Genomic DNA, 24,430 nt, shown 5'->3' on the forward strand with positions numbered 1-24,430 from the left:
GGGATGTTCTACTATCTTTCCAAGATCCTCTGGTTCTTCGTCCAGCCGCTCAACCTGGCGATTTTCCTGCTGCTTCCCGGCTTGCTGGCGGCGGTGTTCGGTCGCCGGCGGCTGGCCGCCACCGGCAGCGCGCTTGCGTTCCTGATCCTCGCGCTATCGGCCTGGACTTCGCTGGGCGCGATGATGCTCAACCCGCTGGAGGAACGCTTTCCCAAGCCGGCGCTGCCGGAAAAGGTCGATGGCATCGTCGTGCTCGGCGGCGGCTTCGAGGGCGCCATCAACCTCGTGCGCGGCGGCTATGAACTGAACAGCGGCGGCGACCGCATGGTGGAGACGGCGATCCTCGCCCGGCGCTTCCCGCAGGCGAAAGTGGTCGTCTCGGGCGGCAATGGCGAGCTTTTCCTCGACGGCGAGGGCGATGCGGACACCGCGCCGCGCCTGTTGACTGCTCTTGGTGTTTCGGCCGATCGCCTGATCATCGAGAACAAGTCCCGTAACACTTACGAGAATGCCGTTTTCTCCCGCAGGCTGGTGGAACCGAAGCCGGGCGAGACCTGGCTGCTGGTCACCTCCGCCTTCCATATGCCGCGCGCCAAGGCGCTGTTCGACAAGGCGGGTTTCCCGACCATTCCCTGGCCGGTCGATTACCGCACCTCCGGCGAGGAAGACATCGGTCTATTCCGCGACAACCCGGCCGATTCGCTGCAGGCGACCACGACGGCAATCCGCGAATGGATCGGGCTTTTCGCCTATTGGCTGTCGGGCCGGATCGATCAACCTTTTCCGGCGCCGGGCGGCTGACCGAGCACTGCCTGACGGGCTTGTGAGAAGAACTGGCGGCGCACCAGAACCGCCAGCAGCACCAGCGTCGAGATCACGAACACGACCGGATCGATAAACCAGCCGAGATAGCCGATCGAGAAGAAGACGGCGCGCAGGCCGGAATTGAAGTGCTTGCCGGCAAGCACGTTCATGCGCGACGCACGCCAGACCGCGGTTTCGCTGACTGGGTTGCGCGAGGCCTCGCCATACGGGATCGGCACGGCGCCGATCAGAATCGAGCAGTAATTGAACAGCCGGTAGGCCCAGCCGAATTTGAAAAAGGCAAAGGCCAGGATCAGCACCAGGCCGAACACCTTGGTCTGGAACGCTTCACGCGACGAAGCGGCGCCGAACGGCAGGTCGGCCAGCACAGTCAGAACCCGGTCGGATGCGCCGAGCAGGGCAAAGCAGCCGCCGAGCGCGATCAGCGAGCTCGAAGCGAAGAAGGCGGTGCCTTGCTGCAGGCCGTTCATGATGGCGGTGTCGACGATGCGCACCTCGCGCTCGGCCATGTTGCGCATCCAGGCCTCGCGCTGGGCGTTCATCGCCGTCGTCAGCGACACGCGGCTGACCAGCTTGCCGTCCGAGGCAAGAGTATGCAGCACCCAGACAACCAGGAAGAAAGCCAGCGCCGCCAGGTCTGCCGCCGAAAGATGGAGGGAATCGCCCATGCATGCCTTTTACCACAGGCCGAGCAGGCGCTTCGATGGCGCAGAGGTCCAACCCCTGACGATGTCGCTGGCGAAGCAAACAAAGTCGGCGGCCGCCGCGCCGCGACACGCAAAACAGCGGAAACATCAGAGGAATTCCTATATGTAATTCCTGAGCGGCCTCCAGGAGACAACGGCGCGTGTTCCTTTCGGTTTTCGACCTGTTCAAGATCGGCATCGGTCCATCGAGCTCGCACACGATGGGGCCGATGACGGCCGCCCGCCGCTTCCTCGACGAGGTCCTTGCCGGCGACTGGCCGCGTCCGGCCGGCGTCGAGGTCGATCGCATCGGCGCCAGCCTGCACGGCTCGCTCGCCTATACCGGCATCGGCCATGGCTCGGACCGCGCGGTCGTCCTCGGCCTTGCCGGCCAGACGCCGCAGACGGTCGACCCGGACGAGGCGGATGGCATCGTCGCCCGCATCGGCGCGGACAAGCGGATCTCGCCGCCTGGACATCCGACGTATCGCTTCGACCCCGCGAAGGACCTTGTGCTCGACCGCAAGACGCCGCTGACCGGCCACGCCAACGGCATGGCCTTCTACGCCTATGACGCATCCGACCGGCTGCTGCTCAAGCGCATCTATTATTCGATCGGCGGCGGCTTCGTCGTCTCCGAGGAAGAATTGCAGCGCATGAAGGCCAAGGGCTCGGTGACGACCGAAGGCAAGAAGGTGCCGTATCCGTTCAAGAACGCCGTCGAGATGCTGGCGATGGCGGCCAAGAGCGGGCTTTCTATCGCCGAGATGAAGCGCATCAACGAGGAAAAGCACATGTCGCGCGAGGAGCTCGACGCCGGCCTCGACGCGATCTGGAGCGCCATGAAGGGCTGCATTGATCGCGGCCTGTCGCAGGACGGCGTCATGCCGGGCGGACTGAAGGTGCGCCGGCGCGCGCGCCAGCTCCACGACAAGCTGCAGGAGCAGTGGCAGCAAAACCGGCCCAATCCGTTGCTCGCCAATGACTGGCTGTCGATCTACGCCATGGCGGTCAACGAAGAGAACGCGGCCGGCGGTCGCGTGGTGACCGCGCCGACCAATGGCGCGGCCGGCACGCTGCCGGCCGTGCTGCGCTACTGGCTGCATTTCCATCCCGAGGCCGACCAGCCGAGCATCCGCGACTTCCTTCTGACGGCGGCCGCCGTCGGCGGCATCATCAAGTCCAACGCCTCGATCTCCGGCGCCGAGGTCGGCTGCCAGGGCGAGGTGGGGTCCGCCTCGGCGATGGCCGCCGCCGGCCTTTGCGCTGTCATGGGCGGCACGCCGGAGCAGGTCGAGAATGCCGCCGAGATCGCGCTGGAGCATCATCTCGGCATGACCTGCGATCCAGTGGGTGGACTGGTGCAGGTGCCTTGCATCGAGCGCAATGCGCTGGGCGCGGTCAAGGCGGTGACCGCCGCCTCTTTGGCCATCAAGGGCGACGGTACGCATTTCGTGCCGCTCGACGCGGCGATCGAGACCATGCGCCAGACCGGCCTCGACATGAACGAGAAATACAAGGAAACCAGCCTGGGCGGGCTGGCGGTCAACGTCGTCGAGTGCTGAGTGCCGACCGGCTGAGCGAACTGGCCCTGTGGAGAAGTCGGACAGGACGTTGACGCATCGGGCTGCCCAGCTAAATCTTGGGGCATGTCTCTCAATCTCATCAAGCTCTGTGTCGGCTGCGACAGCGTCGAGGACCTGGAAGAGTGGATTGCCTTCCGTCTCGATGAGCGGCGCCGCGCCGGCGAGCCGGCCGAGCATTGGCACACGACCCGCATGGTGCCGACGCGCGGCGAGGAGATTGTCGACGGCGGCTCGCTCTACTGGGTGATCAAGGGCAACGTGCAGTGCCGGCAGCTCATTACCGAGATCCGGCCCTTCGTCGACGGCGAAGGCATCGGCCGCTGCCATCTGGTGCTCGATCCCGACGTGGTGCGCACCGACTGGCAGCCGCGCCGCGCCTTCCAGGGCTGGCGCTATCTCAAGCCGTCCGACGCCCCTGCCGATCTCGGCAAGGGCAGAGCCGCATTGGCCGAGATGCCGCCGAAACTCCGCTTGGAGCTTGCCGAACTCGGCCTGCTGTAACGCCGAACGACCTCATCTTCCGGTTGCTGGCCCTTCGGCTCGTCCGATGTGGGACTTGCAAGCAACTGAGCCACACCCCATCCTGATCTACAGGCGCAATCATCCGGATGATGCAAACCGATGGGCGTGATCATCGCATTGGCGGCCTTGCTACTGATGCTTTTCGGCGTCGCGACGATCTTCGTGCGCGCCGACGCCGCCAGGATGGCGGACAATCTTAGAACGCTTGGCCCCGCCCTGCTGGGCCTCATCGGCGCGACGATGCTCGTGGTCGGTCGCAGCAGCATCGGCGGCCTGCTCATGATTGCGGCGACAGGCTGGTATGCCTGGATGCGGGCGAAACGGCCGCCGGCGAAGCCGGTCGCGGCCAAACGCTCGACCGTGCGCACAGCGGCTCTCGAAATGGATCTCGACCATGATAGCGGCAAGCTGGAAGGCCTCGTTCTCGCCGGCCGCTACGAAGGCAAGATGCTGGGCGCCATGGGGATCGCCGACCTGCAGCAACTCCACGTCGAGCTGCGGCCGGACCCGGAGAGCCGCCAGCTGCTAGAGACGTATCTTGACGGCCGTTTTCCCGTCTGGCGCAAGGACGCGCAGCCGGACAGTGGCGAAAGGCTGGGTGTTGCGCCAGGTGCGGGCGCCATGACTAAGGAGGAGGCCTACAAGATCCTTGGTCTTGAAGCGGGGGCTGCCGCGGCGGATATCCGCAAGGCGCACCGCCGCCTGATGCAGCGCCTGAACACCGATGTCGGCGGCACGTCTGTCCTGGCGGCGCGAATCAATGAAGCCAAGGACGTCTTGCTCTCCAATCACTGACTAGTCTCCTTCGACGCTGAACCTTCCGGGAGATTTCAAAAGCCGCCTATTGCTGGACGGCGTAACACGAGATTTTCTTGCGCTTCAGGGCATCGCAGGCCTTCCAGGCGGCGGCCTTCGACCCGAAGCCGCCGAAGCGGGCGCGGTAGTAGGTGACGCCGCCGTTGTCGAACGCGACCGTGAAGCCCTCGGCGTCCGCCAGCACTCTCGGCGCCTGCTTGCTCGTCCTGTCGAGAAGGGCCTGAGCCCCGGACTGCGTCGGCGAGGAGGCGACCTGCACCACCCATCCCGAGGGCAGCGACGACGTCTTGACCGGATCGACGGTCGGCGCGGCCGCAGGCGCCGGCTCGGCATAAGCGGCGACGGTCTGGGAAGTGGTTTCGGCCTGGGACGCGTTTTCCTGGGGCGCCGGAGCCATCGCGGCCACGGCCACCGTCTTCACCTTCCTGACCTGGATGACCGGCTTGGTCTCCTCGGCGACCGGAACGTTGTCGTCGGCTGACGCGACTTCGGTGTCGTCGACGGCCGGCTTTTCGTCCGGGGTCGGCGCGTCGTGCTTCGGCAGAAGGACCTTTGCCAAAGCCTTGATCGGGTTGTCGCCGCCCGCCTTGGCGATCAGATTGCCGCCGCCGCGGGTCGAGGCACGCGGCAGGTAGGCGTTGATCAGCGAAGCCATCTGGTTGTCGCGGCTGCGGCCGGAAGCGCCCCCCATCACCACGGCGACGAGGCGGCGATCGCCATCGGCGACGGAGGAAACCAGGTTGTAGCCGGACGCGCGCGTGTAGCCGGTCTTGATCCCGTCGACGCCCTTGATGCGGCCGAGCAGGCGGTTATGGCCGTTGATGCGCTGGCGGCCGTAGAGGAACGAGCGCTGCGAGAAATAGCCGTAATATTGCGGGAAGTGCTCGCGGAGCGCGATGCCAAGCATCGCCATGTCGTGGGCCGTAGTGAATTGGCCGGGATCCGGCAGGCCGTTGGCGTTGCGGAAGACGGTGCCGTTCATGCCGAGCTGGCGGGCCTTGGCCGTCATCATGCGGGCGAAATTGTCTTCGCTGCCGCCCAACATCTCGCCCAGCGCGGTCGCCGAGTCGTTCGCCGACTTCGTCACCATCGACAGGATCGCGGTCTCGACCGGCACCGAGCCGCCGGCGCGCACGCCGAGCTTGGTCGGCGGCTCGGACGCGGCATGGGCCGAGTACGGCACCGGCGTGTTCCTGCTGATCCTGCCCTTCGCCAGCGCCTCGAAGGTGAGATAGAGCGTCATCATCTTGGTGAGCGAGGCCGGATAGCGCCGGCCGTTGGCGTCGGCTGAATAGAGCACCTTGCCGGTCTTGGCATCGACGACGATGGCCGCCGACTTGGCGGCGAGAGCCGATGCGACATCGGCGGCGACAATCGTCACCGCGAGCGCGGCGACCATGACCGCCTTGAAGGAGACTGAAGATTTGGAGACGAACCCCGACAACGCCTGACGCACCGCTACTTACCCTGAATTTTCGTTGCCCCGGAGGCGGCAGAGGGGTGCCTGCCTCGCTTCCGGCCAAGCTATCGCGGGCAGCGTTACCAATCCGTTTATGGTAACCGCCGCGTTCACCATTTTCTGGCGATTTGAGCCTCTGTTTATTCGAATTTTAGCGGTTGCTGTCACTCGCGGCCCTTGCGGTTCAAGGGAATCTTGACTTTTTGTGCAGCGCACAATATGTTCCAGTGCATTGCACAAGCGCGCCCGGGGCAAATGGGCGTTTCAACAAGGGAAGTATGAAATGACCCAGACCTATGAGGACTTCACGAAATACGGCAAGGAATTTGCCGACACCGGGCTGAAGAGCTTTGCCTCGCTCACCAAGGGCGCGCAGGCGATCGCCACCGAAGCCGGCGAATATACCAAGAAGAGCTTCGAGGCCGGCAGCGCCGCCGTCGAGAAGCTGTTCTCGGCCAAGTCGATCGAGAAGGCCATCGAGATCCAGACCGACTACGCCAAGCAGAGCTACGAGAGCTTCGTGGCCGAGGCCAGCAAGATCGGCAATCTTTATGCCGAGCTCGCCAAGGAAGCCTACAAGCCGTTCGAATCGGTCGTCGCCAAGGCGAAGTAATTTCGTCGGATCATATCCGACACGACCAGCCGGCCTGCATAAAGGACCCGGTCGCGGAAGCGCGGCCGGGTTTTTTCGTGCGCGATTGCAGCGCCCGAGCCTTGCCGCATTCACGATTGAGAAATTCGCTGAAGTTTGCCCACCTAGCCATATTGTCAGCTAAACAGAAGGGCTTAAAATCGGTCATCGAAGACCTACATGTTGAACTCGCATGAGGATTCGAAAAGGCAGGACTACGTGACGATCGGTTTGACTGCCACGGCAGGCGTGGTGCGAATGCAAGGTGACGACGACCGAAACGATCACGGCCGCGGCACTGCGGTCATCACGCGCACCAAAACCAAGACCAAGAAGCCCAGCCTCTACAGGGTCCTCATCCTCAACGACGACTACACTCCCATGGAGTTCGTGGTCCACGTCCTGGAGCGTTTTTTCCAGAAGGACCGCGAGGCCGCCACACGCATCATGCTGCATGTTCATAATCATGGAGTGGGCGAGTGCGGGGTCTACACATTCGAGGTGGCCGAGACCAAAGTGTCTCAGGTCATGGATTTCGCCCGACAGAATCAGCATCCGCTGCAATGCGTGATGGAGAAGAAGTGAGGTAACATGCCGGCTTTCTCCCAAGGCCTGGAAAAGGCGCTACATCAGGCGCTGACATTCGCCAACGAGCGGCATCATGAATATGCAACGCTCGAACATTTGCTGCTCGCGCTCATCGACGACACCGAGGCGGCCGCCGTGATGCGCGCCTGCAACGTCGATCTCGACGAGCTCAAGCACACGGTTCTCACCTATATCGACACCGAGCTCGACAACCTCGTCACCGGTTACGACGAGGATTCCAAGCCGACCGCCGGGTTCCAGCGCGTCATCCAGCGCGCCGTCATCCACGTGCAGTCGTCCGGCCGCGAGGAAGTGTCCGGCGCCAACGTGCTCGTCGCCATCTTCGCCGAGCGCGAGAGCCACGCCGCCTATTTCCTGCAGGAACAGCAGATGACCCGCTACGACGCGGTCAACTACATCTCGCATGGCATCGCCAAGCGCCCCGGCGCTTCGGAGTCGCGCACTCCGCGCGGCGCCGAGGACGAGCAGGGCGGCCAGAACGGCGCCGAGCCGCAGGAAGACAATGGCAAGAAGAAGCCGCAGGACGCGCTGACGGCCTACTGCATCAACCTCAACAACAAGGCCAAGGCCGGCAAGATCGATCCGCTGATCGGCCGCGAGAGCGAGATCAACCGCACCATCCAGGTGCTGTGCCGCCGCTCCAAGAACAACCCGCTCTATGTCGGTGACCCCGGCGTCGGCAAGACGGCGATCGCCGAGGGCCTCGCCAAGCGAATCGTCGAGGGCGACGTGCCCGAGGTGCTGCAGGACGCCACCATCTTCGCGCTCGACATGGGCACGCTGCTGGCCGGCACGCGCTATCGCGGCGACTTCGAGGAGCGGCTGAAGCAGGTCGTCAAGGAGCTCGAGGACTATCCCGGGGCGGTTCTGTTCATCGACGAGATCCACACCGTGATCGGGGCCGGCGCCACCTCCGGCGGCGCCATGGATGCGTCGAACCTGTTGAAGCCGGCGCTTTCGTCAGGTGCGATCCGCTGCATCGGCTCGACCACTTACAAGGAGTTCCGCCAGTTCTTCGAGAAGGACCGCGCGTTGGTGCGGCGCTTCCAGAAGATCGACGTCAACGAGCCGACCATCGAGGACGCCATCGAGATCATGAAGGGCCTGAAGCCCTATTTCGAGGAGTTCCACAAGGTCCGCTACACGTCTGAAGCGATCAAGGCTTCGGTCGAGCTCTCGGCGCGCTACATCAACGACCGCAAGCTGCCGGACAAGGCAATCGACGTGATCGACGAGACCGGCGCCTCGCAGATGCTGGTGCCGGAAGCCAAGCGCAAGAAGACGATCGGCATCAAGGAAATCGAGGCGACGGTCGCCACCATGGCGCGCATCCCGCCGAAGACAGTTTCGGCCGACGACGAGAAGGTGCTGCAAGGCCTCGATGTCGAGCTGAAGCGCGTCGTCTACGGCCAGGATACCGCGATCACCGCGCTGACCTCGGCGATCAAGCTGGCGCGGGCCGGCCTGCGCGAACCGGAGAAGCCGATCGGCTCCTACTTGTTCTCAGGCCCGACCGGCGTCGGCAAGACGGAAGTCGCCAAGCAGCTTGCCGCCTCGCTCGGCGTCGAGCTGATCCGCTTCGACATGTCGGAATATATGGAACGCCACACCGTCTCGCGGCTGATCGGCGCGCCTCCCGGCTATGTCGGCTTCGACCAGGGCGGTCTGCTGACCGACGGCGTCGACCAGCATCCGCATTGCGTGCTGCTGCTCGACGAGGTCGAGAAGGCGCATCCTGACCTGTTCAACATCCTGTTGCAGGTGATGGACCACGGCAAGCTGACCGACCACAACGGCAAGCAGATCGACTTCCGCAACGTCATCCTGATCATGACGACCAATGCGGGCGCGTCGGACGCTCAGCGCGCGGCGATCGGCTTCGGCTCGACCAAGCGCGAGGGCGACGACGTCGAGGCGATCAACCGGCTGTTCACGCCGGAGTTCCGCAACCGTCTCGATGCGATCATCCCGTTCGGCTCGCTGCCGGTGCCGGTGATCCACCAGGTGGTGCAGAAGTTCGTCATGCAGCTCGAGGCTCAGCTCTCCGAGCGGGGCGTCACCTTCGACCTGTCGCCGGACGCGATCGCGTGGCTGGCCGACAAGGGCTATGACGAGCGCATGGGAGCGCGTCCGCTCGGTCGCGTGATCCAGGAGCACATCAAGAAGCCGCTGGCGGACGAGGTGCTGTTCGGCAAGCTGAAGAAGGGCGGCACGGTGCGCGTCACCGTCGAGAAGAAGGAGACCGGCGAGACCGGCCTGAAGCTCGAATCGCTCGCCGACGAAGCCCCGGTGAAGCCGAAGAAGGAAGAGCCGGAGGATGCTCCGAAGCCTAGGAAGGCGGTGGCCAAGAAGTCCGTCGCCAAGAAGGCGGTGGCGCAGAAGCCGGAGCCGAAGGGCAAGGACGGCGGCAAGCGAAGCCTGGTCCCGCAACTGCCCCGCAAGAGCTGATCGGCCTAAAGCGCGTCCCTCTGAACGCTCATTAGGTGTCGCACTTTTGGGCGACAAGGATTGAAATCAAAAAGCCCCGGGGACGGGGCTTTTTTCGTTGGAGGAACCGGCATTGGCTGGACAGATCATCATTCTCAACGGTGCGCCGCGGTCGGGAAAGTCGAGCATCGCCCTGGCGATCCAGGAGACATTCGAGGGCATCTGGATCAATCTCGGCGTCGATAGCTATGCGCAGGCAACGCCGCCGCGGTTCCGTCCCGGCATAGGCCTGCGTCCCGGCGGCGAACGTCCCGATCTCGAAACCGTCGTGCCGAACCTCTACGCCGGGCTTTATGGGTCCATCGCGGCACACAGCCGGCTGGGCTTGAACGTCGTCACCGACGTTGGCCATCACGACAACTATTCGAGGCCACTCGGCATCCTTCACGAATGCGCCAGGCGTCTCGCCGGCCTGCCGGTCCTGTTTGTCGGGGTCCGCTGCCCGGTGGAAGTGATCATGCAAAGGCGTGCCGCGAGTGGAGCGGAGGGAGGGTATGTGACCGGCTCTGTCGACGACCCAGTACCGCTGCCCGTCGGTCTTTGGCAGGAAGAGGTGCATAGGCCGGGCGTTTACGATTTCGAAGTCGATACATCGCGGCAAGATCCAGCCGAGTGCGCCAGCGCAATTCGCCAACGGCTTGATGCCGGGCCGGAACCGCTGGCCTTTCGCAGGCTGGCGTAAATGCCAAACCCTGAGCCTCAAGCAACCCCTGAGGGCGCGAAGCGTGCCAGGAAATATCCGCATGCCTTCCAGATCATAATCGACAAGAGCGCACCCGCGTAGCCGTCGATGGCATAGTGCCAGCCGAGCACGACCGAGCCGACCATGATCACACCGGCGAATGCCCACATCAGGATACCGGCCAGCCGGGAGCGCCGCGTTGCGTAAAGGGAAAAAAGCACCGCCATCGCCACGTGCATGGATGGGAAAGCCGATATTCCGATACTGCCGTCGGTGGCGCCGATGTAGCCGCTCCATAGCATGTCCTGGGTGCCGAGCGCCCAGATCGGATAGATGCGATCGGCGGCGGCGAGTGCCTGCATGAGGGGGTGAAAGTCACCGCCGAGCCCCAGTCGCTCGTAATAGCACGGCCCCGCCGACGAGAGCCCCATCGCCAGGAAGAAGCCGCCAAGCGTCCATACCAGCATGAAGCTCATCAGGAACTGATGACGCAGCTTCGTATCGTTGCGTGTGATGCAGGCGGTGAAAACCGTGGCAATGAGCACTATGAACCAGAAGTTGTACGCGATATTGAACATCCTCAATGCAAATGGCGACTGGACGACAAACCATAGCCATTCGTCTGGTGCTCGACCGAAATGCAGGATCCGATCGGCGTGGGCGAGCGCCTTGTCCCATGCAAACGGGGAAAGGATTGCGATGGCTCCTTTCAGCACGCCGACGGCGGATACGAAGGCGATGCTCGCGGCAAGGCCGTTCAGGCTGTTGGCAGTGCGTTCGGCATCGCCGAAAAAGCTGCCCAGCGATTTCAGGAAGGTGCCGAGCGGTTCGGTATCCCGCTTGACCAGCGCAAGGTGGAGAAAGACCCCAAGCGCAAAGACGCAGCCGCAGATCCAGAAAGCGATGAAGAGGTATTGAAGGTATTCCTTCAGCACGCTGAAATCCGGCATGTTTCCGGTACGCATGCCGACCAGTGTTGCCAGGAGCAGGGCACAGACGGCCATGGCGTGCAGCAGCCGCTGCCGTCGAAAGGCGTCCGCCAGGGCAATCAGAAAAGCGCGACCGGCAGCCGTCCTCGCAAGGGGGGTCGACGCCGCAACCGAATTTTCCATGGTTCGAAACCCAAAAGCTCGCCACTGCCTCGGCGTTTTACAGCCAGATGGTTCGATATTTCCTAACCAAACGATTCGAGTGCAATCGGTCACGTCCGGCGCTGCACGGGACCGTCCAGAGCATGATCCTGAAACGTGGGAACCGGTTTTCGGAGAAGATCGTGCTCCGACAAAGAGTTGGATCAGGATGGCGATTCAACGAAACGTCATCCAGACCCAGTCTCGAAAAATCGCGCGCAGGTTCTCGCGGCAAGCCTCAATCGGGGGTCGTCAGTCCGGTTCTATCGGTCGGCCTTCAACACTGGCGGATCGCTAGCTTCACAGTGCCGCGCGGATCTTGCCGGCGCTCTCGGCCAGCACCTCCGGCTTTTCCATCTGCCCGGAATGCGGCTTCAGCGGCACGCCTTCGAAGCGTGGGATGACATGGACATGGAGGTGGTAGACGGTCTGCCCGGAGGCCGGCTCGTTGAACTGCAAGAGCGTCACGCCGTCCGCGTTGAAGGCCTTTTTCACAGCCACCGCCACTTTCTGCACCACGGCAAACAGCGGACCGAACGTCGCCGGATCGGCGTCGAGGATATTGCGCGATTGGGCCTTCGGCACCACCAGCGTGTGGCCGACCCCTTGCGGCATCACATCCATGAAGGCGACGACCGCGTCGTCCTCGTAGACGCGATGCGACGGGATTTCGCCGCGCAGGATCTTTGCGAAGATGTTGCCGGGATCATAGGTGGCTTCGGCCATGAAGGGCGCTCCGGATCTTGCTGTTCCGACCCATGTAGCGGGGCCGCCGTCATGCGGCAAGGCAAGTCAGGCGAGATCGACCGTGCGGGACCGGAAACCGTGCGCGCGGCGATTTCGGCCCTATTCCTTGAGATCCTTGCGGAACGGCGTGTGCTCTTCGAGATATTCGCCCATCCGCTCGACCTCGCGCCGCTCGCGGCGAAGGTAATCGGCGACCGCATTGCGCAGGCCGGGGTGGGCGATGTAGTGCGCCGAATGCATGGTCACCGGCTGGTAGCCGCGCGCCAGCTTATGCTCGCCTTGCGCGCCCGCCTCCACCACCTTCAGCTTGCGCTCGATCGCAAAGTCGATCGCCTGGTGGTAGCAAACCTCGAAATGCAGGAAGGGGTGATCCTCGATGCAGCCCCAGTTGCGGCCGTAGAGCGCGTCGGAGCCGATGAAGTTGATGGCGCCGGCGATATAGCGGCCGTTGCGCCTGGCCATCACCAGCAGAATGTCGTCGGCCATGCGCTCGCCGATCAGCGAGAAGAAATGGCGATTGAGATAGGGCCGACCCCATTTCCTGCCGCCGGTATCCATGTAGAAGGCAAAGAAATCGTCCCACGCCTTTTCGGTCAGATCCTTGCCGGTCAGCCAGTCGATCGAAATGCCGTCGGCCAGCGCCTCGCGCCGTTCCTTCTTCATCGCCTTGCGCTTGCGCGAGGCAAGCGTGGCGAGAAAGTCGTCATAGCTCGAGAAGCCTTCGTTGAAGAAATGGAACTGCTGGTCGGTGCGGTGCAGGAAGCCCGCCGCTTCCAGCGTCGCCGTGTCGGACTCGGTCGCGAAAGTGACATGCGCGGAGGACACGCCGAGCTTATCGGTCACCAGTTTCAGCCCCGCGGCGAGGCCGGCCTTTACCGCGCCTTCGTCCTCGCCTTTGCCGACCAGCAGGCGAGGGCCGGTGACAGGCGTGAAGGGCACCGAACATTGCAGCTTGGGGTAATAGCGCCCGCCGGCGCGCTCGAAGGCGTCGGACCAGCCATGGTCGAAGACATATTCGCCCTGGCTGTGTGATTTCAGATAGCAGGGCAGGGCGCCCAGCAGCTTGCCTTGCGCCGTCTCGAGCCTGAGGTGATGGCCTTGCCAGCCGGTGCGTCGCACGGCACAGCCGGAATCCTCCAGCGCGCTCAGGAAAGCGAATGAAACGAGCGGGTTGTAGCCGTTTTCCGTGTCGCCGCGGGTGGTTCCCGCCAAGCCGTCCCATTCCGCGCAGGTGAACGCGCCTATGCCCGCCGCGACGCGGATCGCATAGTCCGCATTCGCAGTCCGTCCATCGTCGTCGTCACCTTGATCCATGCGGCTTATTTAAGCGTCCTCATGGCTGCCGCAAGTCACGTTTCGGGCACTGCCTCGGAGCATGATGCCGAAAAGTGCGAAGCGGTTTTCGGACGACATCATGCTCTCTCTATTGGATTGATTGAGGCGGATCGGATTTCAGGTCGTCTCGAGCTGAAGTCATCCGGCTCTAGGCCACCGTCACCAGATCCGGCTCAAAACCCTCGAAGGTCATCTGGTCGGCATATTTGAAGGTGAGGTCGACCGCCGGCTGGTCATGCACCGTCCAGGTGATGACCGGCATTCCGAGCTTTTCGCGCACGAAGCTCACGAACGGGTTGGGCAGGTCGCCAGCGGCATAGGAGGTGAAGGCGAGGTCATGCGCCAGCATGGCGAAATGCGCCTCGATCAGATGGTTGTCCTTGCCGTAGGCGGTCAGCCCGCCGGGAATGCCCGGCGCATCCTTGGCGAAATCGCGGATCAGCCAGTGGTCGAACGACATGATCGCCACCTTGCCCCTGTAGCGCTTGAGCAGCCTGCCGACGCTCGCCACCAGCCCTTGGTCGTGGCCGGCAACGCCTTTCAGCTCGACCACCAGCGGCACTCTGCCGTCGATCAGGTCGAGCGCCTCCTGCAGCGTCGGAATGAGGTCTTTCGTGCCGCCCACCTTGAGCGCCGTCAGCTCGGCGGCGGTCCGCTGCCAGACGAAGCCGTCCTCGCCGGTCAGGCGTTTCAGGTCGCCGTCGTGGATGATTACGGGAACGCCGTCGGACGAGATATGCACGTCGCATTCGATGGCATAGCCGCGCTCGGCCGCCGCCGCGAAGGCCGACAGCGTGTTCTCCCAGCGCGTCCTGTTCATGTCGTGGAAGCCGCGATGCGCAACCGGGCGGGCGATCAGCCAGGAAAGGTCGGTCATGTCAGGCTCTTCTCACTCGACTTCGAAGATCGCTTCGATCTCGACCGCGGCATTGAGCGGCAGCGAGGCGGTGCCGACGGCGGAGCGGGCATGCTTGCCGCGCTCGCCGAGCGCGGCGACCAGGAAGTCGGAAGCGCCGTTGGCGACCAGATGCTGGTCGACGAAGTCGGGCGCCGAGGCGACGAAGACGGTGATCTTGACCAGCCGGCGGATTTTCTCGAGATCGCCAAGTGCTGCCTTGGCCTGCGCCAGGATGTTGATGGCGCAGAATTTCGCGCCCTCCTTGCCGGCGGCGGTGTCGATGTCACGGCCAAGCAGCCCGCTTACCAACTTGCCGTCCTTGAGCGGCAACTGACCCGCCGTGAAAAGCAGATCGCCGGTCCGGCAGTAGGGCACATAGTTGGCGGCGGGCGCGGCGCCGGCCGGAATGGTGACGCCAAGATCGCTTAGCCGCTTTTCGATTGTTTCGCTCATTGGTTTTCCCTATTGCTGGAAGGCGCCGCGTTGGCCGGGCCGAAATTGCTATTTTTGCCTCGCTTCCGCCACGACTTTTTTTAAGCTGGACCATCTTTCCCTGCGGCCTGCGATCGGTCGCGACGATCGGAGCACTTCATGCGCGTAACGCGCCTTTTCCTTTCCGCCGCTCTCCTGTCGGCGGCCGTCCCGATGGCTCCGGCCTTCGCGGTGCCGGCGCTGCAGGCGCACCGTGCCGTCTACGACCTCACCCTCAACAAGGCGTCCGACCGCTCGGGCATCACCGGCATCTCCGGCCGCATGGTGTATGAGTTCAACGGCTCTCCCTGCGAAGGCTATACGGTGAAGTTCCGCTTCGTCACCCAGATCGTCACCAGCGACAACACCAGGCTGACCGATCAGCAGACGACGACGTTCGAGGACGCCGAAGGCAAGACCTTCTCCTTCGTAACGAAATCCTTCGTCGACCAGAACCTCGACAAGGAGGTCAAGGGCATGGCGACCAGGGAGCCAAAGGGCCTCAAGGTCGACATCGACAAGCCCGAGAAGAACACGCTCGAGCTCGCCGCCACGCAGTTCCCGACCCAGCACCTGGTTGAACTGATCGGCAAGGCCGAGAGCGGCGAAAACTTCTATCAGACCAATCTGTTCGACGGCTCCGAAGATGCCAACAAGGTGATGACGACCACCGTCGTCGTAGGCAAGAGGACCGACGCCGACAAGTCGGACCCGGAAGCCCCGGCGCTCGCCAAGCTCGCCAGCGACAAATACTGGCCGGTCGACATCGCCTATTTTGACGAGACCGACAAAAGCGGAGAGGAAGTGCCGGAGTACCGGATCAGCTTCAAGCTGCACGAGAACGGCATCACGCGCGATCTCGTCATGGACTACGGCGACTTCTCGATGACCGGCAAGCTGGTCAACCTGTCGCTGTTCGATCAGACCAAGCCCTGTCCAGCGTCGAAATAGCAGCGGGTTAACCACCAAGCAGGCTGCCAATCGGCCCGACTTGAAGGCGCCGCAATCCGACCCCAATTTCTCCTGACGGCATTTCGGGGGAGAGAGCTTGGGCAGGATCGACGTGTTCGTGGCGCCGCGACCCAATCCGGCGCTGATCAAAGTGATGACGATCGTCAACCGCATCGTCATGCTGCGCGGGGTTCCAGGTTTTCGTGACCTGTTGCCGTTCAACCGGCTTGCCGGCCTGCGCGGCGTCTCAAACGTCCGCCACATCGACTTCCCCGCCGCCGATGAGCAAAGGCTGACGGCCTGCTGCGGCGCGGGCCAGGCGACATTCATCACGCCCAACCATCCGGAGTTCTTCACCGACTGGATGATCGACAAGGAGGTCGTCTCGCGCGTCAGCCCGCTTGCGGCGTCCTGGGCCACGCATGGCGTGGTGAACGGGCTTGGCCGGCTGATGCAGAAATTCTGGCTGGCCAACAATCTGATCGCGCAGATCCCCGGCAACAGCGAGGCGGCCAAGGCGCATTCTGTCGACTGGGCACTCAAAGGCCATGGCGTGCTGCTTCATCCAGAAGGCGGCGTCGGCTGGCATGGCAATTTTGTCGGACCGTTGCTCCCAGGCGCCGTGGAGATGGGACTCGAGGCGCTGCAGCGCGGTCGCGAAACGAACAGGGATTTCAAGGCTTGGGTCGCTCTGGTGGTGTGGAAGCTCGCCTTCACCGGCAATGTCGAGCGGGCGCTCGCCAGGGAATGCACCTATGTCGAGAAGAGCCTGAAAATCGAAGGAGCCGGAGACGGCCCGTTGCCGGAACGCGTCTGCCACATCTATTCAGCGCTGCTATCCCGGGACGAGCAGGTCTGCGGACTGACGGCGAAGGAAGGCGCTTCTTATGCCGCCCGCCAACAGAGCGTGCTGGCCGCTCTTGGCCGGCAACTGGCCGAAGGCATGGCTGCCGAGGCTGGCCTGGACTCGGCGGGGCTGCTGCGGCGCTCGCGCCGCTGGCTGCGCGAGGGCAAGGCGGACGCCGAAGACCAGAAGCGCGTGCGAAAATTGGCGGAAGCGATCCAACGCATCCAGCGCGTCGGCCCATGGGCTTTCGCCCATCAAACGATCACGCAGGAAGAGATCGCCGAGCATCTGAAGCGCATCCGCAACGATTATTGCAAAGGCACGTTGCGCGACACGATCAACCGCTTCGTCCCGCAGCCCGCGGGACCCCGCTGCGCCCACATTCGCGTGCCCGAGCCTTTGGGATTGCACGATTACTACGGGTCGGTCGACCAGGCGCTTGCCGCGCTGCGCTCGCGCATGCAGGAGGCCGTGACGAGGATCGTCACCGAGCTCGAAACCGTCGGCGGCTTCATTTCCTATCCGAATCCCTTCTATCATCGCTGACTTCACATCGGCCCGGGTGACGGTGAACGGGCCGCCCCTGTCGGTTGGAGTGCAGCAGGTTCAATGGCTGTCTATGTCGATGCGGCGATCTGGAAATGGGCCGGCCATTGCTGGTGTCACCTGATGGCCGACGACACCGACGAGTTGCATCGCTTCGCCGCCGAGCTTGGCGTGAAGCGTTCGTCCTATCAGGGACCGCCCAAGACATCGGCGCCGCACTATGACATAACCGGCTTCGAGCGCGACCGCGCGGTGCGGCTGGGCGCCATCGAGTGCAGCCGTGAGGAGATCGTCGCGATCTTCCGCCGCGTGCGGGTTCCGAACGGGAAGATACGACCATGACGTTTACGGCATTTCTAGCCTACTGCGCGGCGATCACACTTGCTGCCGCCACGCCCGGCCCATCGATGTTCGCCGTCATCACCAATGGCGTGTCGCGTGGTTTTATCAGGGCATTCATCGCCGGCGTCGGCATTGCCGCCGGTGACGCGGTGCTGGTGACCCTGGCGCTGCTCGGTCTGGTGGCGCTGGCACAGACCTTCGAATGGGTGTTTCTCGCCTTGAAGTATGCAGGCGCGGTCTATCTGGTGTTTCTCGGTATCAGGATGTGGCGGTCGGCCGCCACCCAGGCAGTTGGGCCGCAGGCAGGTCAGGCGGGACTGTCAAGGTCGTTTTTCCTAGGCGCCTCCATCGCACTCGGCAACCCCAAGGCAATCCTGTTCCACGCATCGATCATGCCGCTGATCCTTGACCTCGATACCATGACCTTCGCCGACGGACTGCTCGTCGTCGCAATCGTCATCAGCGTCAATATCGCCACGATGGGCGTCTATGCAGCACTTGCCGGGCGGGCTTCGGTCTGGTTCAGAACGCCGAGGCGCATGCGCCTGATGAACAGGTTTGCCGGCGGCGCAATGATCGGCACCGGTGCGCTGATCGCCGCACGTTGAACTGGCAGACGCGGCAGCGCTTGCGTTTGTCGCGCTTCCCCTCTATATGTGCGCTCATTCCACACACGGACTTTGGTGTCTGCCCGGGAGAAATCCGGCTGAAACCTCCGGTGGCATCAGGACGTAAAGTCCGAAATGCCTGTGTCCGTGGAGGCCAACCGGAAAGGAACTAAAGAATGGCTCTGCCTGATTTCAGCATGCGCCAGCTTTTGGAAGCTGGTGTTCACTTCGGCCACCAGACCCATCGCTGGAACCCGAAGATGGCGCCCTATATCTACGGCGCCCGCAACAACATCCACATCATCGACCTGTCGCAGACGGTGCCGCTGCTGCACCAGGCCCTGAAGCAGGTTTCCGACACTGTCGCCAAGGGCGGCCGCGTGCTGTTCGTCGGCACCAAGCGCCAGGCTTCGGACATCGTCGCCGACGCCGCGCAGCGTTCGGCCCAGTACTATGTCAACTCGCGTTGGCTGGGCGGCATGCTGACCAACTGGAAGACGATCTCGAACTCGATCCAGCGCCTGCGCAAGCTCGACGAGACGCTGGCCGGCGAGGCCCAGGGCCTCACCAAGAAGGAGCGCCTCAACCTCGACCGCGAGCGCGAGAAGCTCAACAAGGCGCTGGGCGGCATCAAGGACATGGGCTCGACGCCGGACCTGATGTTCGTCATCGACACCAACAAGGAAGCGATCGCCATCCTCGAGGCCAAGCGCCTCGGCATCCCGGTCGTCGCCATCATCGATTCGAACTGCGATCCGGACAAGATCGACTTCCCGATCCCGGGCAATGACGACGCGGCGCGCGCCATCCAGCTCTATTGCGATCTGATCGCCAAGGCTGCCATCGACGGCATCGCCCGCCAGCAGGGCGCCCTCGGCATGGATATCGGCGCGTCTGCCGAGGCTCCGGTCGAGCCGGCCCTCGACACGCCGGCCACCGAGGTTCCGGAAGCTTGAAAAGCGAAGGCCGGCTCCGGCCTTCATCTTTCCAATAAGTTGGCGCGCTAAAGCGCTTTTGCCGGGCGCATCATCGAGTACCGATGGTGCGTCGGCGCATTTGAAACAAAGAGGCGACAATGAGCATTTCGGCTGCACAGGTCAAAGAACTCCGCGACTTGACCGGCGCGGGCATGATGGACTGCAAGGCGGCGTTGAACGAAACCAACGGCAACATGGAAGAGGCCGTCGACTGGCTGCGCAAGAAGGGCATCTCCAAGGCCGACAAGAAGGCCGGCCGCACTGCGGCGGAGGGCCTGATCGGCGTCGATTCCGGCGTGCGTGAAGCCGCCGTCGTCGAGGTCAATTCCGAGACCGACTTCGTTGCCCGCAACGCCGCCTTCCAGGAAATCGTCGCCAACGTCGCCAAGGTCGCGCTCGCCTATGGCACGACCGAGGCCGTGGCTGCGGCCAAATATCCGGGCTCCGACAAGTCGGTCACCGAGACCATCAAGGACGCGGTAGGCACCATTGGCGAGAACATGGGCTTCCGCCGTTCGGCCAAGCTCACCGTCCCGCACGGCGCTGTCGCGACTTATGTGCACAATGCCGTCGTCGATGGCCTCGGCAAGCTCGGCGTGCTGGTCGCGATCGAGACCACCGGCAACGAGCATGCGGCGAACGCCTTCGGCCGTCAGGTCGCCATGCATGTCGCCGCCACCAACCCGATGGCGCTGACCACGGAAGAACTCGATCCGGCTGCGGTCGAGCGCGAGAAGGCGATCTTCGCCGACCAGGCACGCCAGACCGGCAAGCCCGAGGCGATCATCGAGAAGATGGTCGAGGGCCGCCTGCGCAAGTTCTATGAAGAGGTGGTGCTTCTGAAGCAGGCCTTCGTGCTCAATCCCGACATCACCGTCGAGAAGGCGCTGAAGGATGCCGAGAAGGAGATCGGCGCTCCGGCCAAGATCAGCGCCTACCTGCGCTTCGCGCTTGGCGAAGGCATCGAGAAGGAAACGACCGATTTCGCGGCGGAAGTCGCGGCCGCGGTCAAGAAATAGCCTGAAGATAGAGTAAGGCTACAGAGCTCAGGCAACTCGGCCGGGTGTCCGCATGGATGCCCGGCCGATCTCGTTTGCAGTGTCGATGAAGGCCCTCAGCTTCGGCGCCATCGATGCCCGGCGCGGGAAATAAAGGAAGAGGCCGGACTCCTCGATCGCCGTCTTCGCCAGGATCTGGACCAGCCGCCCGGCGGCGAGATCGGGGCGCGCCAGGGGCTCGAACACATAGGCGAGCCCGACGCCTGCAAGCGCAAGATCGATGGCGCCAAGCGAATCGGTGACGACGGCCGTGCCGCGCGTCTCGACCACGACGTCCTTGCCGTCCTCGTTCAAATCCCAGCGATAGAGCCCGCCCGAGCGAACAAGCCGGTAGCCGATGCAGTTGTGCTTGGCGAGGTCTGCCACGTCGCGCGGACGGCCGTGCTTTGCGATATAGGCGGGTGACGCGACGATCACGGCCTTGAAGGGCGGCGTCAGCCGCACAGTGACCATGTCCTGCGCGATCATCTCGCCCAGCCTGATGCCGGCATCGAAACCTTCGCCGACGATATCGACCAGGCCCTGCTCGGCGAAAACCTCGACCGTCACGTCCGGATAACGTTCGGCCATGGCCGCGACCACGGGCGTCACCGCCAATGGGATCGCGATGTTGGAGGCATTGATCCTGAGAAGGCCGGAAGGACGGCCCTTGACGCCGCGGATGCGGTCCATGCGTTCGGCGATGTCCTGCAGGGCAGGAGCCGCCGTCTCCACCAGTGCCTTGCCGGCTTCGGTCAGCGAGACGCTGCGCGTGGTGCGCGCGAACAGCGGCTGACCGACACGCTCCTCCACCAGTCGCACCGCGTGGCTGACGGCTGACGGGCTCATGCCGAGCTCGGCCGCGGCAAGCGCGAAGCCGCCGCGTCGCGCCACGGCAACGACAACAGGCAGGTGCGTGAGCAGGTCTCGATCCATTCATGAATGATATCGCATGGTCCTTGCGAACAATGCAATCTTATCGATGTCGGCGCGTTGGCCCACATTGTCCTCAACACATCGGCGTTGGGCTGATGCTCGAGGAGAAGAGACATGAATGCGTTGAGACATGCGACCTTCGCGGCAGGACTGGCGCTGGCGCCGGTCGATGCCGGCGGAGCCGAACCGGCCGGCTGGCAGGCGCTCGCCGACGAGCGCGCCGTCATCCGCATTGCCGATGCCATCGACCGCGCCGTCGACGCGCAGGACTGGAAGCTGGCGCGCAGCTATTTCGCCGACCGCGTAACCGCGGACTTCAGCAGTCTATCCGGGCAGCCTGCGGCCACCATCGCCTCCGACGACCTGATCGGCGCATGGGCGGACAATCTCAAGGGCAGCAAGACCAGCCTGCATCTGCGCACCAACCATCAGGTCGTCATCGAGGCCGATGCGGCGACCGTTCGTTCCAACGGCTATGCCTGGAACCGGATGGAGGGCAATGGCGAACCGCTGTGGGAAGTGTGGGGCACTTATGAGCACCATCTTGTCCGCTCCAGCGCCGGCTGGAAGGTCGACGGCTTCACCTTCCGCATGACGCATGAACGCGGCAATCCCTGGGTCAAGTCGACCCCCGGCCAGTAAGCGGGCAAAATCGGAGAACATCATGAGCATGACCTATTACACGCTCGGCAACAGCGGCCTGCGCGTCAGCCGGCTGGCGCTGGGCACGATGACCTTCGGCACCGAATGGGGCTGGGGCGCCGACCGGGAAACCGCCCGCGCTATGTTCGATGCCTATGTCGAGGCAGGCGGCAATTTCTTCGACACCGCCGATCTCTATACGGGCGGCACGGCCGAGACCTGGCTCGGCGAATTCGTCGCCGAGCGCGGCTTGCGCGACAAGGCGGTGATCGCCACCAAATTCACGATGAACATGGATCCCGGCAATCCGAATGCCGGCGGCAATGGCCGCAAGAACATCATGCGCGCGGTCGACGCTTCGCTGAAGCGGCTCGGGACCGACTATATCGACCTTTATCTCATGCACGTGTGGGACAGGCTGACGCCGGCCGAGGAGGTGCTGCGTACGCTGGACGACCTCGTTCGCGCGGGCAAGATACGCCATATCGGCCTTTCCGACGTGCCGGCCTGGTATGCCGGCCGGGCGCAGGCGGTCGCCGAGCTGCGCGGCTATGAGCCGATCTCGGCCCTGCAGCTCGAATATTCGCTGACCGAGCGGACGATCGAGCATGAATTCGTGCCTTTCGCCACACGTCACGGCGCCGGCATCATGGTCTGGAGCCCGCTGGCCAGCGGGCTCCTCAGCGGCAAGTACCGGCCGACGCAGACCGGGAATGCCGGACGGCTCGACGGTTTCCGCAACACCACGCATCCGGGCTTCCAGAAATTCAGCGACCGCAACTGGGCGATCGTGGCGGAGCTAGAAAGGGTGGCGGCCGAACTCGGCCGCAGCATGGCGCAGGTGGCGCTCAACTGGACGGCGACGCAGCCCGGTATCGCCACCGTCATCCTCGGCGCGACGAAGCTTGCCCAGTTGCAGGACAATCTCGCGGCGCTCGACTTTTCGATTGCCCCGGAGCTCCGCAAGCGGCTCGATTCGGCGAGCAGCATGCCGGCGCCGTTCCCGCATTCCTATTTCGGGCCGGAGATCCAGGGGAGGGTGACCGGAGGCGCCGCGACCGGCGACAAACCGTCCGGCTACTCCCTGCCGGTCCTGATCGAAGGCGAGGCGGTCAGCGTCCGCAGCAATTGATCGAAAAGGCCCGGGATTTTGCGCAAGGGCGCGGCGTGACATCGCCGCGCCCTTCGTGTATCGGGTCGAACCATCGTGCCAGCGCCGCCAGGCGAAGCGGGGCAGCTTTCGCCTCCAGATTTGCCCGCGCCGAGATTTTCGAGGAACCAGATGACGGTGAAGCCCCTCTATCGACGTGTCTTGCTGAAAGCTTCGGGTGAAGCGCTGATGGGCGAACAGCATTTCGGCATCGATGTGTCGGTCGTCGATCGCATCGCCGCCGACATCGCCGAGGCGCGCGCGCTCGGCATCGAGGTCGGCGTGGTCATCGGCGGCGGCAACATCTTCCGCGGCGTGGCCGTCGCCTCCAAGGGCGGCGACCGCGTCACCGGTGACCACATGGGAATGCTCGCCACCGTTATCAACTCGCTGGCACTGCGCACCTCGCTGAACAAGATCGGCGTCGATGCCGTCGTGCTTTCAGCCATAGCCATGCCGGAGCTCTGCGAGAGTTTTTCCCAGCGCCAGGCGACCGCCTATATGAACCAGGGCAAGGTGGTGATCTTCGCCGGCGGCACCGGCAATCCGTTCTTCACCACCGATTCGGCTGCGGCGCTTCGCGCCGCCGAGATCGGCGCCGACGCGCTGTTCAAGGGCACCCAGGTCGACGGCGTCTATTCGGCCGACCCGAAGAAGGATCCGAACGCGGTGCGATTCGACCGCATAAGTCATGCCGAAGTCATCAAACGCGGGCTTACGATCATGGATACGGCCGCGATTGCACTTGCGCGCGAAAACAACATTCCGATAATCGTCTATTCGATCCACGAAAAGGGTGGTTTCGGCGAAATTCTGAGGGGTGGCGGCCGTTGTACGATCGTCGCGGACAATTGACTGGGGCCGCGGTCGGCTAAATGATTGCCGGTTCCGGACGGGACTAGAAGACAAGCAGTGAACCCGGCGAACGGGTCGAGGAGATGATCATGAGTGGCGAGTATGACGATCTCAAGCGGCGCATGGACGGGGCTGTCGCGGCCTTCAAGCACGATCTCGCTTCGCTGCGCACCGGCCGCGCGTCCAGCAACCTGCTCGACGCGGTCCAGGTCCAGGCCTATGGCACGACGATGCCGATCAACCAGGTGGCCAATGTGACGGTGCCGGAGCCGCGCATGATTTCGGTCTCGGTCTGGGACAAGTCGATGGTCAGCGCCGTCGACCGGGCCATCCGCGAGGCCAATCTCGGTTTCAATCCGATCGTCGACGGCACCAATCTGAGGATTCCTTTGCCCGAGCTCAACGAGCAGCGCCGCAAGGAACTGGTCAAGATCTCGCATGGCTATGCCGAGAACGCCCGCGTCGCGGTGCGTCATGTGCGTCGTGATGGCATGGATTTCCTCAAAAAGTCGGAAAAGGACGGTACGATCAGCGAGGACGATCATCGCAAGCGGTCCGACCAGGTTCAGAAGCTGACCGACGAGATGATCAGCACCATCGATCACCTGCTTTCCGATAAGGAAGCTGAAATCATGCAGGTTTAGGGTCGGCTTCT

Annotated in this window: 26 protein-coding genes; 18 read left to right on the forward strand and 8 right to left on the reverse strand. The window is 63.6% G+C overall.

Annotation, left to right across the window (positions count from 1 at the left end):
- Nucleotides 1-3 precede the first annotated feature (3 nt).
- On the forward strand, nucleotides 4-801 hold the full coding sequence (locus EJ067_RS32515; RefSeq protein ID WP_126089160.1) for a YdcF family protein: 798 nt from the start codon (nucleotides 4-6) through the stop codon (nucleotides 799-801).
- On the opposite strand, the gene EJ067_RS32520 is transcribed toward EJ067_RS32515, so the two are convergent.
- On the reverse strand, nucleotides 774-1,493 hold the full coding sequence (locus EJ067_RS32520; protein WP_126089161.1) for a DUF599 domain-containing protein: 720 nt from the start codon (nucleotides 1,491-1,493) through the stop codon (nucleotides 774-776). The genes EJ067_RS32515 and EJ067_RS32520 overlap by 28 nt on opposite strands.
- A 179-nt stretch (nucleotides 1,494-1,672) precedes the next feature.
- Between EJ067_RS32520 and EJ067_RS32525 the strand changes: the two genes are divergently transcribed.
- The 3 genes from EJ067_RS32525 to EJ067_RS32535 all read left to right on the forward strand — a co-directional run bounded on the left by EJ067_RS32525 (nucleotide 1,673) and on the right by EJ067_RS32535 (nucleotide 4,414).
- Nucleotides 1,673-3,076 (forward strand): L-serine ammonia-lyase, encoded by a 1,404-nt coding sequence (locus EJ067_RS32525; RefSeq protein WP_126089162.1) that lies wholly within the window; start codon nucleotides 1,673-1,675, stop codon nucleotides 3,074-3,076.
- 84 nt (nucleotides 3,077-3,160) lie between these two features.
- The gene (locus EJ067_RS32530) at nucleotides 3,161-3,598 is read left to right on the forward strand and encodes a DUF1489 family protein (protein WP_126089163.1); all 438 of its coding nucleotides are present in this window, start codon (nucleotides 3,161-3,163) and stop codon (nucleotides 3,596-3,598) included.
- A 120-nt stretch (nucleotides 3,599-3,718) separates the two neighbouring features.
- Nucleotides 3,719-4,414 carry a molecular chaperone DnaJ gene (locus tag EJ067_RS32535; RefSeq protein ID WP_126089164.1) on the forward strand — a complete coding sequence of 232 codons (696 nt, stop codon included), beginning with the start codon at nucleotides 3,719-3,721 and terminating at the stop codon, nucleotides 4,412-4,414.
- Nucleotides 4,415-4,460: 46 nt separating this feature from the next.
- Here the strand turns inward: EJ067_RS32535 and EJ067_RS32540 are convergent, their stop codons facing one another.
- On the reverse strand, nucleotides 4,461-5,891 hold the full coding sequence (locus tag EJ067_RS32540; protein WP_126089165.1) for a D-alanyl-D-alanine carboxypeptidase: 1,431 nt from the start codon (nucleotides 5,889-5,891) through the stop codon (nucleotides 4,461-4,463).
- Nucleotides 5,892-6,177: 286 nt separating this feature from the next.
- Between EJ067_RS32540 and EJ067_RS32545 the strand changes: the two genes are divergently transcribed.
- The 4 genes from EJ067_RS32545 to EJ067_RS32560 all read left to right on the forward strand — a co-directional run bounded on the left by EJ067_RS32545 (nucleotide 6,178) and on the right by EJ067_RS32560 (nucleotide 10,303).
- Nucleotides 6,178-6,507: a phasin family protein gene (locus tag EJ067_RS32545; protein ID WP_059185707.1), complete on the forward strand. Its 330-nt coding sequence runs from the start codon at nucleotides 6,178-6,180 to the stop codon at nucleotides 6,505-6,507.
- Between the two features lie 276 nt (nucleotides 6,508-6,783).
- Nucleotides 6,784-7,110: an ATP-dependent Clp protease adapter ClpS gene (gene clpS, locus EJ067_RS32550; RefSeq protein ID WP_168247384.1), complete on the forward strand. Its 327-nt coding sequence runs from the start codon at nucleotides 6,784-6,786 to the stop codon at nucleotides 7,108-7,110.
- Between the two features lie 6 nt (nucleotides 7,111-7,116).
- Complete coding sequence (clpA, locus tag EJ067_RS32555; protein WP_126089166.1) at nucleotides 7,117-9,582, forward strand: ATP-dependent Clp protease ATP-binding subunit ClpA; 2,466 nt, start codon at nucleotides 7,117-7,119, stop codon at nucleotides 9,580-9,582.
- Between the two features lie 97 nt (nucleotides 9,583-9,679).
- Nucleotides 9,680-10,303, forward strand: a complete 624-nt coding sequence (locus EJ067_RS32560; protein WP_126089167.1) for a chloramphenicol phosphotransferase — start codon at nucleotides 9,680-9,682, stop codon at nucleotides 10,301-10,303.
- A gap of 17 nt (nucleotides 10,304-10,320) precedes the next feature.
- Here the strand turns inward: EJ067_RS32560 and EJ067_RS32565 are convergent, their stop codons facing one another.
- The 5 genes from EJ067_RS32565 to EJ067_RS32585 all read right to left on the reverse strand — a co-directional run bounded on the left by EJ067_RS32565 (nucleotide 10,321) and on the right by EJ067_RS32585 (nucleotide 14,866).
- Nucleotides 10,321-11,415: a phosphatase PAP2 family protein gene (locus tag EJ067_RS32565; protein WP_245468099.1), complete on the reverse strand. Its 1,095-nt coding sequence runs from the start codon at nucleotides 11,413-11,415 to the stop codon at nucleotides 10,321-10,323.
- Between the two features lie 318 nt (nucleotides 11,416-11,733).
- Nucleotides 11,734-12,159, reverse strand: coding sequence for an HIT family protein (locus tag EJ067_RS32570; RefSeq protein WP_126089168.1), 426 nt, complete (start codon nucleotides 12,157-12,159; stop codon nucleotides 11,734-11,736).
- 120 nt (nucleotides 12,160-12,279) lie between these two features.
- Entirely contained in the window at nucleotides 12,280-13,494 is a 1,215-nt protein-coding gene (locus EJ067_RS32575) for a GNAT family N-acetyltransferase (RefSeq protein WP_126089169.1), read from the reverse strand.
- A gap of 169 nt (nucleotides 13,495-13,663) precedes the next feature.
- Complete coding sequence (locus EJ067_RS32580) at nucleotides 13,664-14,392, reverse strand: glycerophosphodiester phosphodiesterase (RefSeq protein ID WP_126089170.1); 729 nt, start codon at nucleotides 14,390-14,392, stop codon at nucleotides 13,664-13,666.
- 12 nt (nucleotides 14,393-14,404) lie between these two features.
- Nucleotides 14,405-14,866 carry a RidA family protein gene (locus EJ067_RS32585; RefSeq protein ID WP_126089171.1) on the reverse strand — a complete coding sequence of 154 codons (462 nt, stop codon included), beginning with the start codon at nucleotides 14,864-14,866 and terminating at the stop codon, nucleotides 14,405-14,407.
- Nucleotides 14,867-15,004: 138 nt separating this feature from the next.
- Between EJ067_RS32585 and EJ067_RS32590 the strand changes: the two genes are divergently transcribed.
- The 6 genes from EJ067_RS32590 (at nucleotide 15,005) to tsf (ending at nucleotide 20,174) form a co-directional block, all read left to right on the forward strand.
- A complete protein-coding gene (locus tag EJ067_RS32590; RefSeq protein ID WP_126089172.1) occupies nucleotides 15,005-15,835 on the forward strand; it encodes a cell envelope integrity EipB family protein in 831 nt (276 codons plus the stop codon).
- A 97-nt stretch (nucleotides 15,836-15,932) separates the two neighbouring features.
- Entirely contained in the window at nucleotides 15,933-17,228 is a 1,296-nt protein-coding gene (locus EJ067_RS32595; protein WP_126089173.1) for a hypothetical protein, read from the forward strand.
- 63 nt (nucleotides 17,229-17,291) lie between these two features.
- Nucleotides 17,292-17,570: a DUF4031 domain-containing protein gene (locus EJ067_RS32600; RefSeq protein WP_126089174.1), complete on the forward strand. Its 279-nt coding sequence runs from the start codon at nucleotides 17,292-17,294 to the stop codon at nucleotides 17,568-17,570.
- A complete protein-coding gene (locus EJ067_RS32605) occupies nucleotides 17,567-18,178 on the forward strand; it encodes a LysE family translocator (RefSeq protein ID WP_126089175.1) in 612 nt (203 codons plus the stop codon). The genes EJ067_RS32600 and EJ067_RS32605 overlap by 4 nt, the downstream gene beginning before the upstream one ends.
- A 176-nt stretch (nucleotides 18,179-18,354) precedes the next feature.
- Nucleotides 18,355-19,134, forward strand: a complete 780-nt coding sequence (gene rpsB / locus EJ067_RS32610) for a 30S ribosomal protein S2 (protein ID WP_126089176.1) — start codon at nucleotides 18,355-18,357, stop codon at nucleotides 19,132-19,134.
- Nucleotides 19,135-19,253: 119 nt separating this feature from the next.
- Nucleotides 19,254-20,174 carry a translation elongation factor Ts gene (gene tsf, locus EJ067_RS32615; RefSeq protein ID WP_126089177.1) on the forward strand — a complete coding sequence of 307 codons (921 nt, stop codon included), beginning with the start codon at nucleotides 19,254-19,256 and terminating at the stop codon, nucleotides 20,172-20,174.
- Between the two features lie 27 nt (nucleotides 20,175-20,201).
- Here the strand turns inward: tsf and EJ067_RS32620 are convergent, their stop codons facing one another.
- Entirely contained in the window at nucleotides 20,202-21,128 is a 927-nt protein-coding gene (locus EJ067_RS32620; protein ID WP_126089178.1) for a LysR family transcriptional regulator, read from the reverse strand.
- 114 nt (nucleotides 21,129-21,242) lie between these two features.
- On the opposite strand from EJ067_RS32620, the gene EJ067_RS32625 reads away from it, so the two are divergent.
- From EJ067_RS32625 to frr, 4 genes are all read left to right on the forward strand, one after another.
- A complete protein-coding gene (locus tag EJ067_RS32625; protein WP_126089179.1) occupies nucleotides 21,243-21,770 on the forward strand; it encodes a nuclear transport factor 2 family protein in 528 nt (175 codons plus the stop codon).
- 22 nt (nucleotides 21,771-21,792) lie between these two features.
- Nucleotides 21,793-22,902 (forward strand): aldo/keto reductase, encoded by a 1,110-nt coding sequence (locus tag EJ067_RS32630; RefSeq protein ID WP_126089180.1) that lies wholly within the window; start codon nucleotides 21,793-21,795, stop codon nucleotides 22,900-22,902.
- Nucleotides 22,903-23,052: 150 nt separating this feature from the next.
- Complete coding sequence (gene pyrH / locus EJ067_RS32635; RefSeq protein ID WP_059188649.1) at nucleotides 23,053-23,775, forward strand: UMP kinase; 723 nt, start codon at nucleotides 23,053-23,055, stop codon at nucleotides 23,773-23,775.
- 89 nt (nucleotides 23,776-23,864) lie between these two features.
- On the forward strand, nucleotides 23,865-24,419 hold the full coding sequence (gene frr, locus EJ067_RS32640; protein ID WP_126089181.1) for a ribosome recycling factor: 555 nt from the start codon (nucleotides 23,865-23,867) through the stop codon (nucleotides 24,417-24,419).
- Nucleotides 24,420-24,430: the final 11 nt, after the last annotated feature.

This window comes from Mesorhizobium sp. M1D.F.Ca.ET.043.01.1.1, assembly GCF_003952385.1.
Taxonomy (GTDB): domain Bacteria; phylum Pseudomonadota; class Alphaproteobacteria; order Rhizobiales; family Rhizobiaceae; genus Mesorhizobium.